The organism is Pectobacterium atrosepticum (assembly GCA_019056595.1).
Classification (GTDB): domain Bacteria; phylum Pseudomonadota; class Gammaproteobacteria; order Enterobacterales; family Enterobacteriaceae; genus Pectobacterium; species Pectobacterium atrosepticum.
Window position 1 is genome coordinate 3459481 of record CP036163.1, and the last position, 15072, is coordinate 3474552.

Here is a 15072-nt window from a genome sequence, read left to right on the forward strand (position 1 = left end):
GAAACGGGAAGTCATTATGAATAGCAAAGTGCTCGCTGAAAATATTCTGGAGTTAGTCGGAGGGGAAACCAACGTTTCTACTCTGGTGCATTGTGCAACACGCTTGCGCTTTAAGATTGTTGATCACGGTAAAGTGGATGTGGCTGCGCTGGAGGCGTTAGAAGGCGTCATTACGGTAATCAATGCTTCCGGGCAGTTGCAGGTGGTTATAGGGAATCGGGTGCCGGAGGTTTACCGCGCCTTTGGGCCGATCTCCACATTGCTGGAAGACGGCGACGGAAAACGCCAGACGGCGGAAAGTGATCAATCGACGTCTGCGATGGGACGATTGATCGATCTGGTTGCCGGCATCTTCACCCCCTTACTGGGAGCGATGGCGGCAGCGGGGGTGCTGAAAGGGGTGCTGGCTATCGTGATTGCGCTCGGCTGGCTCAATACCAAAGAAAGTACCTATGTCATCCTGCATGCGGCGTCCGACAGCCTGTTCTATTTTTTGCCGATGCTGTTGGCGATTACTGCTGCGCGTAAATTCGAAACCAACATTTTTGTGGCGGTGTCGATTGCTGGTGCACTGGTTTACCCGACGATTCAGGGGTTGTTTGATGCTGGTCAGCCTGTGACATTCTTCGGCCTGCCTGTCGTGATGATGAAATACACCTCCTCGGTGATACCGATTATCTTCAGCGTGTGGTTAATGTCGTATATCGAGCGTTTCCTGAATCGCCATATTCACGAAAGCGTGCGCAATATTCTGACGCCGTTCTTCCTGCTGGTGCTGATGGTGCCGCTAACGCTGATGACTATCGGGCCGATTGGGATTTCGGCCAGTAAGCTCATTGCGTCGGTGTTCGTCAATATCTATGAATTCAACCCGATTATTGCCGGGGCGCTTATGGCGGCGTCATGGCAGATCTTAGTGATATTTGGTGTGCACTGGGGCTTTGTCACCGTCTTTATTAACGATCTCTCGGTTATGGGTCACAGTTATCTTAAAGCGGCTTCCAGTCCGTCTGTCTTTGCCCAGTCCGGTGCACTGTTGGGCGTGATGGTGCGAACCAAAGATAAAAAGCTCAAAGCGCTGGCGGGTAGTACCTTTATCGCGTCGCTGTTTGGCATCACGGAACCTGGTGTTTACGGCGTCACACTGAAGCTGAAAAAACCGTTTATCTGCGCTGTGATAGCTGCTGCACTGGGTGGTGCTATCGTTGGCTATGCGAAAAGTTCGGCGGTCTCGATGGGGATGCCCGGTTTGCTGACGTTGCCGATTTTCTACGGTGAAGGCTTTGTTGGATTCCTCATCGGCTGTGCCATTGCGTTCGTGGCAAGCTTTGTACTGACGGTTATCGTCGGGTTTGACGATCCCGTCCCGCCAGTTGAGAAAGCATCAACGCCACCGCGTTCGCCATCTACGACACCTGCTGCGCCAGTAGTACGCCAGAACACAAATTCCTTACCGCTGAAAGAGGCTCCGGCGACGGCTGAACAGCTGGGATCGCCAGCAAAAGGTGAATTGATCCCATTGGAAGAGGTGAACGACAAAGTGTTCTCTTCCGGCGTCGTCGGGCAGGGTGTTGCTATTCTGCCGCAGGAAGGCCGTATCTATTCGCCAGTGGACGGCATGATTGCCAGCACGTTTGCCAGCGGCCATGCCGTCGGTATTCTTTCGCAGAAGGGGGCGGAGATCCTGATTCATGTCGGTATCAATACAGTACAGCTGGAAGGTCAGCATTATCAGATGCACGTTGCAGAAGGTGACAAGGTGAAAAAAGGCCAACTGCTGCTGGAGTTCGATCTGGAAGCGATCCAGAAGGCAGGCTACGACACGGTGACACCTATGGTCATCACGAATGCGGAAGAATATCGCGTATTCAGCCTTGGCGCTGCACGCCAGCCGCAGGCCGGAGAGACGATCATCGTGCTGGCTCATGTTTAATTAGCTAATAAACCAGACGGCGCGGTGTGAACGTGCCGTCTGGTTTTCTCGACAGTTACAACGATTTCCCGTTACTGCTAATCACATCCTGATACCAGTAGAAGCTGTCTTTGCGCCGACGTTCCAACGTGCCTTTGCCTTCATCATCACGATCGACATGAATAAAGCCGTAGCGTTTTGACATCTGCGCCGTGCCTGCGCTGACTAGATCGATCGGCCCCCAACTGGTGTAGCCAAGCAGTTCGACGCCATCGTCGATGGCTTCACGTACTTGAATCAGATGACGACGCAGATAATCAATGCGGTAGCTGTCGTGAATGCTGCCATCCTCTTCCACCACGTCGCGTGCGCCTAACCCGTTTTCCACGATGAACAGCGGCTTCTGATAGCGGTCATACAGCTCATTCAACAGGAAACGCAGGCCTTCGGGGTCGATCTGCCAGCCCCATTCGGACGCTTCAAGATGCGGGTTAGGAATCAGGCGGATGATGTTGCCGCGTGAAGACTGGTATTTTTCTGGTTCGAAGGTCGCACAGCCACTCATGTAATAGCTGAATGAAACAAAGTCTACGGTGTGGCTCAGATCGTCTTTGTCCTGCGCGGTAATCGTGAGTTCGACATCATTTTCCCGGAAATAACGCTGAATCCACGCCGGATAGGTGCCGCGAACTTGCACGTCACCGAAGAACAGCCATTCCCGATTCTTGTTCTGCGCTTCCAGTACGTCTTTCGGATGACAGGTCATGGGGTAGCGCACCGCGCCCAGCAGCATATTGCCGATTTTGGCATCAGGGATGATGTCGTGACAGGCTTTCACCACGCGTGCACTGGCAACCAACTGATGGTGGATGGCCTGATAAATATCCTGTTTTGAGGGTTCGCCGCTTAGCCCGATACCCGTAAAAGGCGAGTGCAGCGCCATGTTGATTTCATTGAAGGTCAGCCAGTGCTTCACCTTGTCTTTGTAGCGGCTAAAGACGGTACGGGCATATTTCTCAAAATGGTCGATGACGGCGCGGTTGCCCCAGCCTCCCAACTTTTTCACCAGACCGTACGGCATTTCATAGTGCGACAGCGTAATCAGCGGCTGAATATGATGCTTTGCCATTTCATCAAACAGATGATCGTAAAAGGCCAGACCCGCTTCGCAGGGTTCTGCTTCATTGCCTTCGGGATAAATACGCGTCCAGGCGATGGAGGTGCGTAACACCTTGAAGCCCATTTCGGCGAATAGCTGTATATCCTGCGGATATTGATGATAAAAATCGATTGCCCGATCTTTGATGCAGCTAATGCTCTCATCGCGTTCTGTCACCGGACCATGCACGCCCTTTAGCTGAAGATCGGAGGTCGACACGCCTTTGCCGTCTTCATTCCATGCCCCTTCAACCTGATTTGCTGCGACTGAACCGCCCCATAAAAATCCGTCGGGGAATGCTTTCATAGTATTTCTCCTCATCGTTTTCTACATCATTACGCTGCGCCGGACGGTGGCCTCGCGCTGTCGCGCAGGGAATTACCTGACAACAGGCAAAAAAAAACTTGGGCAGAAGAGAGTAATGCTACTCACCTCTGCCCAAGTCTCGCCCGCCATTGGCGGTAACGTCTTGTTGGAACACTATACAATCCTGAATTTCTGCGGCAATGCCCCCGTCTGGTTATGTGACTCCGGTCACGACATCTCTGTGGGCGTGATGTGTTGTTGCCAGCGTTAGGTGCTTTACCCTCTAACGTCGTTTCTTAGCCTTCGTTTTCAGCGCGCTGAAAACAGCTTCGCCGAGAACTTTAGCGGATACAGGGTTGCGACCTTTAATCAATAGCTCGCCGTTGCTGAGCTTCACATTCAATAATCCTGTTGGGTCGTGGCAGACCGCGCTGACGATGCCGTTGTTTTCATACATCGTACGTACGATTTTGATCAACTGAGGATTGTTGACGAAATCCCACATCGGTCCATATCCACCGACGAGCAGGTTCGTGGTGTATTTAACGGGATCGACCTTGGCGTGCTACTTTTCCACCGTACGACGCGAAAGATGGCATTGACGGAGGCGGGAGAAGAGCCGCTTCTGAAAATTAGGCCTACGGCACAAGCGATTGCAACAGGTTTTGAAGATGTGGCTCAATGGACTGAAAAATCATAGCCATTTTATCGCCATCATTATTTATAAACAAAAAAGCCACCTTGCGAAAGGTGGCTTAACTGTATGATTTTAAATATAAAATTTGGTGGCCCCTGCTGGACTTGAACCAGCGACCAAGCGATTATGAGTCGCCTGCTCTAACCACTGAGCTAAGGGGCCGAATGGGCGGTGATTATACGGTAATGTGCAGGGGAAGGTCTATAGCCTATCTGCCGGGTGGTGGTTTTATACTCAAGATAGCTTGTTGTTATTCTTATCAGAATTTACGATGGGGGTAGTCAACAGTGGTAGGGAAAGACATGATTACCGATATTCTCGCTATGAACCTTCAGGTTGTTTTCTGCGGTATTAACCCTGGGTTATCGACGGCCCATCACGGTTACCACTTTGCTAATCCCAATAATCGCTTCTGGAAAGTGATTCATCAGGCGGGTTTTACTGAGCGTTTGCTGACACCTGCGGAAGAGCAGCATCTGCTGGACACCGGATGCGGAATCACCATGCTGGTAGAGCGTCCAACGGTTGAAGCAACCGAGCTGGGACGAGATGAGCTGCTACAAGGCGGGAATGCGATCGTTGAGAAGATGACGCGCTATCAACCACGAGCGCTGGCCGTGCTGGGTAAGCAGGCGTTCAGTCAGGCATTTGGTATCAAAAAGGTTTCATGGGGGCGTCAGGAGCGGCGTATTGGTGAGACGCAGGTTTGGGTACTGCCGAACCCTAGCGGGCTGAATCGTGCGACGCTGGAGTCGCTGGTGGCGTCATATCAGGAACTGCATCAGGCGTTGCAGGATAACGTGTAAGCGTGGGCTTAGTTTCTGACAGGCAAAAAATAACCCCAGCGAGCCGGGGTTATTTAGAGTTTGCATTAGCTGAAAGATGAATTAATCATCCAGGAAGCTACGCAGCACTTCGGAACGGCTTGGGTGACGCAGTTTACGCAGCGCTTTCGCTTCGATCTGACGAATACGTTCACGCGTAACGTCAAACTGTTTGCCCACTTCTTCCAGTGTATGGTCGGTGTTCATATCGATACCGAAACGCATGCGCAAGACTTTCGCTTCACGCGCGGTCAGGCCAGCCAGTACGTCGTGTGTCGCAGAACGCAGGCTTTCCGACGTGGCGGAATCCAGCGGCAGCTCCAGCGTCGTATCTTCGATGAAATCGCCCAAATGTGAATCTTCATCATCACCAATCGGGGTTTCCATTGAGATCGGCTCTTTCGCGATCTTCAGCACTTTGCGGATCTTGTCTTCTGGCATCAACATACGTTCAGCTAGTTCTTCCGGCGTCGGCTCGCGACCCATTTCCTGCAACATCTGACGAGAGATACGATTCAATTTGTTGATCGTCTCAATCATATGTACCGGAATACGGATGGTACGCGCCTGATCGGCGATAGAACGGGTGATCGCCTGACGGATCCACCATGTGGCATAGGTCGAGAATTTGTAGCCACGGCGATATTCGAACTTATCTACCGCTTTCATCAGACCGATGTTGCCTTCCTGAATCAGATCAAGGAACTGCAAACCACGGTTGGTGTATTTCTTCGCGATAGAAATAACCAGACGCAGGTTGGCTTCCACCATTTCTTTCTTGGCGCGGCGAGCCTTTGCTTCACCAATCGACATACGGCGGTTGATGTCTTTAACCTGCTCGATCGTCAGACCGGTTTCTTCTTCGATCTGTTTTAGCTTTTGCAGGCTGCGAGTGACATCTTCTGCAACATCATTCAGTTTTTCAGACCAGGGCTTGCCCATCGCCACTGCTGCTGCAAACCAGCTGTTGTTGGTTTCATTGCTGGTGAACATGGTGACGAAGTTTTTCTTCGGCATTTTGCACTGTTCAACACACAACTTGATGATCAAACGTTCCTGAGTACGGACGCGATCCATCATGGTGCGCATGCTGTTAACCAGGAAATCAAACTGTTTCGGCACCAGACGGAACTGCTTGAAGACTTCAGACAGGTTCAGGATTTCCTGTGCTGCTAGCGCATGGCTACGACCATGGGCCTTGATCACCTTACGGGTCGTTTCATATTGCTCACGCAGTTCAGTGAACTTCTCACGCGCCAGTTCAGGATCGATGCTGTTGTCGTCTTCTTCCTCGTCTTCGTCTTCTTCCTCGTCGTTATCGCTTATTTCTTCGCTCGAAAGCTCGGAACCAACGTGAGTCGCGGTAGGGGCAATGTCCTCTTCCGCATTAGGATCGACGAAACCGATGATCAGGTCGGACAGGCGGCTTTCGCCCGCTTCGACACGATCGTATTGTTCCAGCAGATAGGTAATGGCTTCAGGATACTCCGCGACAGAGCACTGAACCTGATTGATACCGTCTTCAATACGCTTAGCGATATCGATCTCGCCTTCACGCGTCAACAGCTCAACGGTACCCATTTCACGCATGTACATGCGAACTGGATCGGTGGTGCGACCAATTTCCGATTCAACACTGGATAGAACCTGCGCAGCAGCCTCTGCCGCATCTTCATCGGCATCATTGGTGTTTTCGGCCAGCAACAGATCGTCTGCATCCGGTGCTTCTTCCATCACCTGGATGCCCATGTCGTTAATCATCTGGATGATATCTTCGATCTGATCCGAGTCGATGATATCTTCCGGCAGATGGTCATTGACCTCAGCATAGGTCAGGTAGCCTTGCTCCTTACCACGGGTAACAAGCAGCTTCAGCTGTGACTGCGGGTTTTGCTCCATAAGACGGTATCCACACTTCAGAGTATTTGGGTTGGTGTCGGTCAGCGTAGTTCGCTAACAATAGCATTAGGGGTATTTTTCTTATCGCCGCGGCCCCTGCAGCGGCTCTTTGCAGGGATCAACCCTGCTATTTATCGGCAATTAAGCCTCTGTATCAGTGTCTTCTGGTCAATGCCAGTTGCAACGACCAAAGCTCTTTTTTTTCTTTGGCGTTGAGCCCATGCGTTCTGTCACGGGCAATCAATGTATCTTGTCGCTGTTTCAACAGCTGATCGTAGAGTTCTGCCAGACTGATTCTGAACTTCTCGTCTAGCTCTTCCTCTTCGATCATATGGTTCCATGAAGCCATGGTTTCAAGTTGCTTGCGGTATTTGCTGTCACGATATTTTTCCAACAGCAGACCCATATTCATACCAGGGCTGGCGTTGCAGGTTTTCACCAAATCCTGAAACAGTGATAAACCGGCAACTTTGTCTTCTTCAATGCCCTCTAGCGCGAGGTCAGGAACCTCTGCTGCCAGTCTCGGGTTTTGTACTAAAAGTCCTACAAGTATACGCATAGTTGTGACTTTTAGTTGTGGCTGCTGGTAGGATTGAGCCTGATCTGCCACTTTGGGCAGCAGTCTGTCCAACTGACTGTCGTCTAAAATCCCCAGCTTGTTGCCGAGCTGCTGGCGTAAATACAGCCGCAGCGTTTCTCCCGGAACTTGGCCTATTAGCGGTAATGCCAGCGTACTTAGCTTCGTACGACCATCGGGTGAGCTCATATCCACCTGCTGTTGCAGTGTCTCAAACAGAAACTGCGACAGCGGGAGAGCGTGTTCCATGCGCTGCTCAAATACTGCTTTGCCTTCTTTACGCACCAGCGTGTCGGGATCTTCACCGTCTGGCAGGAACATAAAGCGTAACTGACGACCATCGTTCAAATAGGGTAGCGCAGTTTCCAGCGCGCGCCATGCCGCTTCGCGTCCGGCACGGTCTCCGTCGTAACAACACACCACCAGGTCTGTGGCGCGAAATAGTAACTGAATGTGATCGGCTGTCGTGGAGGTGCCCAGCGAGGCCACCGCATAATCAATACCAAACTGTGCCAGCGCCACCACATCCATATAGCCCTCAACAACCAACAATCGCTTGAGTTCTGGATGGTTTTGCTGTGCTTCATACAGGCCGTACAGTTGGCGACCTTTATGAAAAATCTCTGTTTCGGGCGAGTTAAGGTACTTTGGGGTACCGTCGCCTAATACGCGTCCGCCGAAGGCTATTACTCGACCCCGTTTGTCGCGGATGGGGAACATCACACGCTCGCGGAAGCGGTCATACGTTCGACCCTGATCGTTAGTCACCAGCATGCCGGCATCGTTCAATGTGCTGCGATCGTCATTATTGCGGCCAAAGCGTTTTAAAACGTTATCCCAGCCGGGCGGAGCGAAACCAATCGCAAAATGGCTGATAACTTCTGCACTTAAACCGCGCTGTTGCAGATATTGCAACGCTGATGTTCCGATCGATTGGCTCAGTGCTTGCTGATAGAACCCGCTAAGCTGTCCCATCAATTCGTACAGACTTTGCCGTTGGTGACGCTCTAACTGGGTTGGGCCCGTGCCAGTTTCATAAGGCACTTCGAGACCGTATTGTGTGGCCAGTTCTTCAATGGTTTCAACGAATTCGAGACGATCGTAATTCATCAAAAAGTCAATGGCGTTGCCGTGTGCGCCACAGCCAAAACAGTGATAGAACTGTTTGTCACCGTTTACGGTGAATGAGGGGGTTTTTTCGTGATGGAACGGACAACACGCATGGTAGTTTTTTCCCTGCTTTTTCAGTTTGACGCGCGCGTCAATGAGATCGACGATGTCGGTGCGAGCCAGCAGGTCATTAATAAATACGCGTGGAATTCGTCCAGCCATAAGCCCCTAGTGTATACCTTTCTGTAACGTGGCTACATTGGATATAGCTTATAAACGACAACAAGCCGCGCTTCCTTACGGAAAGCACGGCCTTCGTATGCAACTGCTAAGTCTGCGGATTAATCACGCGTTGGAGGGAAACCCTCCTGAAAATTAATACAGACGAGTGCGGCGTGCGTTTTCTCGAGCCAATTTCTTCGCGTGACGTTTCACTGCAGAAGCTTTGGCGCGCTTACGTTCGGTCGTTGGTTTTTCATAAAACTCACGACGACGAACTTCAGCCAGAACGCCCGCTTTTTCACAGGAACGTTTGAAGCGACGTAGAGCTACGTCGAACGGCTCGTTTTCACGTACTTTAATTACCGGCATGTGCCTCTCACCTCAATAAATTCGGTTTGCCGCTGGCCTTGTGCCAGCCTTTTCAAAATGGTGCGGAATTCTACTGCAAACGTGACGCCTTTGTAAAGCATTGCGGTGATCATAAAACACCCAGCCGCGGCCAGCGCAGAAATCAGGTCGCTTATGGTAGACTATCCGCAGTTTGAAGCAAGCGGCATTTAACGAATTCTCGTATCGTCACCAAAGTAGGAACAGTAATGCGCGTATTGGGTATCGAAACATCCTGTGATGAAACCGGAGTGGCTATTTATGACACGGAGGCGGGTTTACTCGCCAATCAGCTATACAGTCAGGTCAAATTACATGCTGATTACGGTGGCGTCGTGCCTGAGCTCGCCTCACGCGATCACGTGCGCAAAACGGTTCCTTTGATTCAGGCAGCGCTGCGTGAAGCTGGGTTACAGGCTGACGATATCGATGGTGTGGCTTACACCGCCGGCCCTGGTTTGGTTGGCGCGTTATTGGTGGGGGCGACAGTCGGCAGGTCGTTGGCGTTCGCTTGGGAGGTGCCAGCGGTCCCTGTGCACCATATGGAAGGGCATTTGCTGGCGCCGATGCTGGAAGATAATCCTCCAGCGTTTCCCTTCGTAGCGCTGCTGGTTTCTGGTGGTCATACGCAGCTCATCAGCGTGACAGGCATTGGCGAATACCGCTTGCTGGGTGAGTCGGTTGACGATGCGGCGGGTGAAGCGTTTGATAAAACGGCGAAGTTGCTGGGATTGGATTATCCCGGTGGTCCAATGCTGTCGAAAATGGCGCAGGCAGGTGATTCCCAACGCTTTACCTTTCCGCGTCCGATGACCGATCGTCCGGGGTTAGATTTCAGCTTTTCCGGGCTAAAAACGTTTGCTGCGAATACGATCCGTAGCAACGGTGATGACGATCAAACGCGTGCCGATATTGCGCGTGCCTTTGAGGATGCCGTCGTGGATACGCTGGCCATCAAGTGTCGTCGTGCGTTGGATGATACGGGCTTTAAACGACTGGTCATGGCCGGTGGTGTAAGCGCCAATCGAACATTGCGTCAGCGCTTAGGTGAGGTGATGGCAAAACGCGGTGGTGAAGTGTTTTACGCGCGTCCCGAATTCTGCACGGATAATGGCGCGATGATTGCCTATGCGGGCAGCGTACGTCTACTTCATGGTGCGAGCCAGACGCTGGGCGTATCTGTTCGTCCACGTTGGCCGTTGGCTGATTTGCCTGCGGTGTAGTCCGATTGGTACTCGCTACGTGTAGCGGGTCTACACGTAGCAAGGAAAAGGTAGCAAAGAACGAGTAACAAAAAACGGCAGCGGACGAGCGGAATTACAGCTCTTGTTCGAATAGCACCAGAATCGCTTCGTAAAGTTGTTTGACGCTGAAGCCTCTTGCCGGGGTGGTGAAGATGGTGTCATCACCTGCGATGGTGCCAAGAATACCCTCTGACTTCCCTAGTGAGTCCAGCAGACGAGCAATGAGCTGCGCGGCTCCTGGGCTGGTATGGATCACGACGACTGCATCGTTGTAGTCCACGTCCAGCACAAGGTTTTTTAGTGGGCTGGATGTGGTAGGGACGCCGAGTTCAGCAGGGAGGCAATACACCATTTCCATTTTGGCATTGCGTGTGCGCACCGCACCAAATTTCGTTAGCATGCGTGACACTTTGGATTGATTGATATTTTCAAATCCTTCGTCTTGCAATGCGTGAACAATTTCACTTTGAGAGCTGAACTTTTCTTCTTTTAACAACGCTTTGAACGCTTTAACGAGATCTTCTTGTTTTGTCGAATTTCGCATTCTGCACCGGATTAATTGTTATGGTTAATCTCTCTATTATGCAGTTGTGTGAATTTTTATGCAATTAAATTGCGTATAATTCCAGTCTATTTCCCCATATATGCGCTAGTCGCTGTTTTCAAAAAAATTCAGCTTTCCGGATAGTCCGAAAAATGCGTCCTGAGTCACATAAAAGTAAAGGAAATGTTATCAGAATGATGTTGTTTGGACGCCATTGATCGGTGTAATGTAGCCCACTGGTTAAACGCACGTGAATGAACACCACGTTATAGCTCAATAGCTTATTAACTTTACTTACCTTTCAAACGAATGGTCGTTTTTGGTTTATTATTAGAGACATAGCGAATTTTTTTGTCTCTCGTTCATTTGTAGAAAGATAAGTAGATTGGTTTTATCCCCACTTTTATATTCTGTTTATAACCAAATGAATTCACGGCACTTTTTTATTTTACGATAATAAGGAGTTTAGGATGAAAGTTGCAGTTCTCGGAGCAGCAGGTGGTATCGGTCAGGCACTCGCACTCCTCCTCAAAACCCAGCTTCCTTCAGGTTCAGAACTATCCCTCTACGATATCGCTCCGGTAACGCCGGGTGTTGCCGTCGATCTGAGCCATATTCCTACAGCAGTGAAGATCAAAGGCTATAGCGGTGAAGATGCTAAACCGGCGCTTGCTGGTGCGGATATCGTGCTGATTTCTGCCGGTGTGGCACGTAAACCTGGCATGGATCGTTCCGATCTGTTCAACGTCAATGCTGGCATTGTACGTAACCTGGTTGAGCAAATCGCGATTACCTGCCCGAAAGCCTGTATCGGTATAATCACCAACCCAGTGAACACGACCGTTGCCATCGCAGCAGAAGTGCTGAAAAAAGCAGGCGTGTATGACAAAAACAAACTGTTCGGTGTAACTACGCTGGATATCATCCGTTCCAACACGTTTGTTGCTGAATTGAAAGGCAAGCAGCCGCAGGATATTAACGTGCCGGTTATCGGCGGGCACTCTGGCGTGACAATTCTGCCTCTGCTGTCTCAGGTTTCAGGCATCAGCTTCAGCGAGCAGGAAGTGGCCGATCTGACCAAACGTATCCAGAATGCGGGCACCGAGGTTGTTGAAGCCAAAGCAGGTGGCGGATCGGCAACGCTGTCTATGGGTCAAGCCGCTGCGCGTTTTGGTCTGTCTCTGGTCCGCGCGCTGCAAGGCGAAAACGGTGTGGTGGAATGTGCATACGTTGAAAGTGACGGCAAACATGCGCGCTTCTTTGCTCAACCAATTCTGTTAGGTAAAGATGGCGTCGCTGAGCGTAAAGACATCGGCACATTAAGTGCTTTTGAGCAAAACGCGCTTAGCAGCATGCTGGATACGCTGAAGCAGGATATTGAGTTAGGCGAGACGTTCATCAAGTAATTGATTACCCGTCATACTTCAAGCTGCATGTGCGTTGGCAATACTTGGCTCATTTCTGAGCCTCGCCCTAGAGGGCCTCGCTCACCCCAGTCACTTACTTATGTAAGCTCCTGGGGACTCTCTGCGTCGCAGCCAGCCTGCAACTCGAATTATTTAGGGTATTATTGAATGTTAATAATACGCAGAATAAAAAGCCGGAGATGTCTATCTCCGGCTTTTCTTTTTTAATCGGGGCGGATGAGTTTTTTTCTATCGATAAGCTCATTGGTTTCTGGATTGTAGTACCTGCTTGGCCAAATCTCTGATGGGTGAATACTCAGCGCATCGGCGATAAGCCATTCTCCCTTGGGCCAAGGGCGCGAGAGCGCGTTGGCTAGCGTAGATGAGCTTAATCCGGCCGCTCGCGATACCGCCGCCAGCGTCGTATTTTTCTTGCGCAGTGCAGCAATGATATCAGCGGGATGCCAGTCTTGTTTCCTTAAAATCATATTCCTTCCCTTATTTGCTATAAGACGACTGTAGATTAGTGGTATAAATAACGGATGTTAGTTATATGCCGGACTAACATGACATTATTATTTGGAAATAATATAGCATTAATTTTTCTTAAAACTCTCAATTAATTTCCAAATAAGCGCGTTTTTGTTAGGGATGGCACTATCAGGATGAATGGCAATGAAAAAAGAGTGGTTTGCTACCAGCGAATTGGTTGGAGTAGGCGGCCTTCCGAAATCAAGACAAGGATTGAATAAGCGCGCCCGCGAGGATGGATGGGAGAAGCGTCGCCGTAAAGGTGTCCAAGGAAGAGGAGTGGAGTACTTAATTCACAGCTTGCCGGATACGGTAAAAAAGTCCCTATTACTCGAAATCGAGCCTTCCGCCTACTCGGCGAAACAGCCTGCAGCGCTAGCTGTATGGATGCAAATTTATCAGCAACTATCTGAAAAAGAAAGAGATGAGCTAATCGCTTATATTCTGCGAATCGGGGTGTCCGCCACGCTGAGCCAGTTAGGCATCACTCCGTCGGATGAGGAACCTGTCTCATCAATGGTGATTGACTGATTCCGCTGCTGGCGATCTCTTCGATCGTTAATCGCAGCGATGAGAAGGAACCTGTATTTTCTTTCGCTTTGTAGGTCTGTTCTGGTCGCGATGTTTTGGCATCGCGTTGGACTTCATCATTTCTTCTATTGCTTAGATGTGTCGGTAACGTGTAAAAGTTAGCGGTTTAGGTAATTATAGTCTACTATATGGAAACTTTTAGGTGAATTGACGCAATGCCTGTTCAAAACAAACAAGGGAGTGACGAGTATGGACAAAGAATGGTTTGCAACAAGTGAGTTGGTTGGCGTAGGTGGGTTGCCTAAGTCACCACAGGGACTGAATAAACGGGCACGAGACGACGGTTGGGAAAAACGCAGGCGGAAAGGGATTCAAGGACGTGGCGTAGAATACTCTATTCGCAGTTTGCCCAATGAGGTCAGGAATTCTCTGTTAGTGAAAGAGAATCCTCCAACAGAATATTATCGTATCGATAATGAGCCGACGCTGCTGTCATCATGGGTGCATATTTTCCATCAGCTATCCGTTGATGAACGAGCTCGACTGATTAATTTCATCTTGCGTGAAGGAACAATAGCGATGTTGTCTCGGCTGGATGATGTCACAATCGATCAGACTGCCTAGTCTGTCGAGCAAGTAGCGCTGCCGGGCAGCGCTACTCAGGCAATAACCAACGTTCTTGTCAGATAAAAATCTAACACCATGCTAGAAATCGCGCTGTACGGCTAAGTGGGCGAGTCCTTCAAGTGCCATACGGTATGGCGTTTTCGGTAGCAGTTGTAGCGCGTTGATCGCTTTATCTGCCTCTTCTTCGGCACGTTGACGCGTGTAATCAAGTGAACCGCATTGCTGCATCGCGGCAAGAATAGGCTCCAGCAGGTGACGCCCGTTTCCTTCTTCAATCGCCTGACGAATTAGCGAACTCTGTTCCGCATTACCCTGACGCATAGCGTGTAACAGTGGTAGCGTTGGCTTGCCTTCATTGAGGTCATCGCCCGTGTTTTTGCCCAACGTTTTACCGTCTGCACTGTAGTCAAGCAGATCGTCAATTAACTGGAACGCGGTGCCAAGATAGCGTCCATAGTCCTGAAGTGCTTTTTCTTGCTCTGGCGTAGCGCCTGCAAGGATGGATGAGGATTGAGCTGCGGCTTCAAATAAACGCGCCGTTTTGCTGTAAATGACGCGCATATAACTTTCTTCTGTGATATCCGGGTCGTTGCAATTCATTAACTGCAAGACCTCCCCTTCAGCAATCACGTTGACTGCTTCTGACATCAGTGCCAGCACGCGTAAGGATTCGAGGCTGGTCATCATCTGGAAGGCGCGGGTATAGATAAAGTCCCCAACCAGCACGCTCGCCGCGTTGCCGAAGGCCGCATTCGCTGTCGCTTTACCTCGGCGCATGTCGGATTCATCTACCACATCATCATGCAGCAGCGTTGCGGTATGGATAAATTCGATCAGTGCGGCGACGGTGACGTGTTTATCACCGTTATAGGCAAGGGCTCTGGCTGCAAGCACAGCAATCATTGGACGTATACGTTTCCCACCACCGCTAATGATGTAATGACCAAGCTGGTTGATCAAAACGACGTCGGAATTCAGTTGTTCAAGAATGACTTTATTAACAGCCGCCATATCCTGTGTGGTTAATGTTGTAATTTGTTCTAGATTCATGGTTTGTGCCAACGTATGTCTTCAACACTGCCGTAAGATTGCTGCT

General features: G+C 50.3%; 13 protein-coding genes, 1 tRNA gene and 2 pseudogenes. 7 read left to right on the top strand and 9 right to left on the bottom strand.

Going from position 1 to position 15072, the window contains the following annotated elements:
* Window positions 1-16: 16 nt before the first annotated feature.
* A complete protein-coding gene (locus DCX48_16385) occupies window positions 17-1933 on the top strand; it encodes a PTS beta-glucoside transporter subunit EIIBCA (GenBank protein QXE15964.1) in 1917 nt (638 codons plus the stop codon).
* A gap of 55 nt (window positions 1934-1988) precedes the next feature.
* Here the strand turns inward: DCX48_16385 and ascB are convergent, their stop codons facing one another.
* Window positions 1989-3377, bottom strand: a complete 1389-nt coding sequence (ascB, locus tag DCX48_16390; GenBank protein ID QXE15965.1) for a 6-phospho-beta-glucosidase — start codon at window positions 3375-3377, stop codon at window positions 1989-1991.
* Between the two features lie 283 nt (window positions 3378-3660).
* Window positions 3661-3939 (bottom strand): annotated as a pseudogene (locus tag DCX48_16395) (type 1 glutamine amidotransferase domain-containing protein).
* On the opposite strand from DCX48_16395, the pseudogene DCX48_16400 reads away from it, so the two are divergent.
* Window positions 3934-4071 (top strand): annotated as a pseudogene (locus tag DCX48_16400) (LysR family transcriptional regulator). The pseudogenes DCX48_16395 and DCX48_16400 sit on opposite strands and share 6 nt — an antisense overlap.
* A gap of 89 nt (window positions 4072-4160) precedes the next feature.
* On the opposite strand, the gene DCX48_16405 reads toward DCX48_16400, so the two are convergent.
* Window positions 4161-4236: transfer RNA gene (locus tag DCX48_16405), tRNA-Met, on the bottom strand.
* A gap of 140 nt (window positions 4237-4376) precedes the next feature.
* Between DCX48_16405 and DCX48_16410 the strand changes: the two genes are divergently transcribed.
* Complete coding sequence (locus tag DCX48_16410; protein ID QXE15966.1) at window positions 4377-4880, top strand: G/U mismatch-specific DNA glycosylase; 504 nt, start codon at window positions 4377-4379, stop codon at window positions 4878-4880.
* 81 nt (window positions 4881-4961) lie between these two features.
* Here DCX48_16410 and rpoD read toward each other — a convergent pair whose 3' ends face one another.
* The 3 genes from rpoD to DCX48_16425 all read right to left on the bottom strand — a co-directional run bounded on the left by rpoD (window position 4962) and on the right by DCX48_16425 (window position 9075).
* Window positions 4962-6797 carry an RNA polymerase sigma factor RpoD gene (rpoD, locus tag DCX48_16415; protein QXE15967.1) on the bottom strand — a complete coding sequence of 612 codons (1836 nt, stop codon included), beginning with the start codon at window positions 6795-6797 and terminating at the stop codon, window positions 4962-4964.
* Between the two features lie 154 nt (window positions 6798-6951).
* A complete protein-coding gene (locus DCX48_16420; GenBank protein QXE15968.1) occupies window positions 6952-8706 on the bottom strand; it encodes a DNA primase in 1755 nt (584 codons plus the stop codon).
* Between the two features lie 153 nt (window positions 8707-8859).
* Window positions 8860-9075: a 30S ribosomal protein S21 gene (locus DCX48_16425; protein QXE15969.1), complete on the bottom strand. Its 216-nt coding sequence runs from the start codon at window positions 9073-9075 to the stop codon at window positions 8860-8862.
* Window positions 9076-9302: 227 nt separating this feature from the next.
* Here DCX48_16425 and tsaD point away from each other — a divergent pair, with 227 nt between their 5' ends.
* Window positions 9303-10316: a tRNA (adenosine(37)-N6)-threonylcarbamoyltransferase complex transferase subunit TsaD gene (gene tsaD / locus DCX48_16430; protein ID QXE15970.1), complete on the top strand. Its 1014-nt coding sequence runs from the start codon at window positions 9303-9305 to the stop codon at window positions 10314-10316.
* 94 nt (window positions 10317-10410) lie between these two features.
* On the opposite strand, the gene argR is transcribed toward tsaD, so the two are convergent.
* The gene (gene argR, locus DCX48_16435; GenBank protein ID QXE15971.1) at window positions 10411-10881 is read right to left on the bottom strand and encodes a transcriptional regulator ArgR; all 471 of its coding nucleotides are present in this window, start codon (window positions 10879-10881) and stop codon (window positions 10411-10413) included.
* 470 nt (window positions 10882-11351) lie between these two features.
* Here argR and DCX48_16440 point away from each other — a divergent pair, with 470 nt between their 5' ends.
* A complete protein-coding gene (locus tag DCX48_16440) occupies window positions 11352-12287 on the top strand; it encodes a malate dehydrogenase (GenBank protein ID QXE15972.1) in 936 nt (311 codons plus the stop codon).
* Window positions 12288-12511: 224 nt separating this feature from the next.
* On the opposite strand, the gene DCX48_16445 is transcribed toward DCX48_16440, so the two are convergent.
* Complete coding sequence (locus DCX48_16445) at window positions 12512-12775, bottom strand: transcriptional regulator (GenBank protein ID QXE15973.1); 264 nt, start codon at window positions 12773-12775, stop codon at window positions 12512-12514.
* A 187-nt stretch (window positions 12776-12962) separates the two neighbouring features.
* On the opposite strand from DCX48_16445, the gene DCX48_16450 reads away from it, so the two are divergent.
* Together DCX48_16450 and DCX48_16455 are read left to right on the top strand one after the other, a co-directional pair.
* A complete protein-coding gene (locus DCX48_16450; protein ID QXE15974.1) occupies window positions 12963-13349 on the top strand; it encodes a putative DNA-binding transcriptional regulator in 387 nt (128 codons plus the stop codon).
* Between the two features lie 249 nt (window positions 13350-13598).
* Window positions 13599-13973: a putative DNA-binding transcriptional regulator gene (locus DCX48_16455; GenBank protein ID QXE15975.1), complete on the top strand. Its 375-nt coding sequence runs from the start codon at window positions 13599-13601 to the stop codon at window positions 13971-13973.
* Window positions 13974-14054: 81 nt separating this feature from the next.
* Here the strand turns inward: DCX48_16455 and DCX48_16460 are convergent, their stop codons facing one another.
* Complete coding sequence (locus DCX48_16460) at window positions 14055-15026, bottom strand: octaprenyl diphosphate synthase (GenBank protein ID QXE15976.1); 972 nt, start codon at window positions 15024-15026, stop codon at window positions 14055-14057.
* Window positions 15027-15072 lie beyond the last annotated feature (46 nt).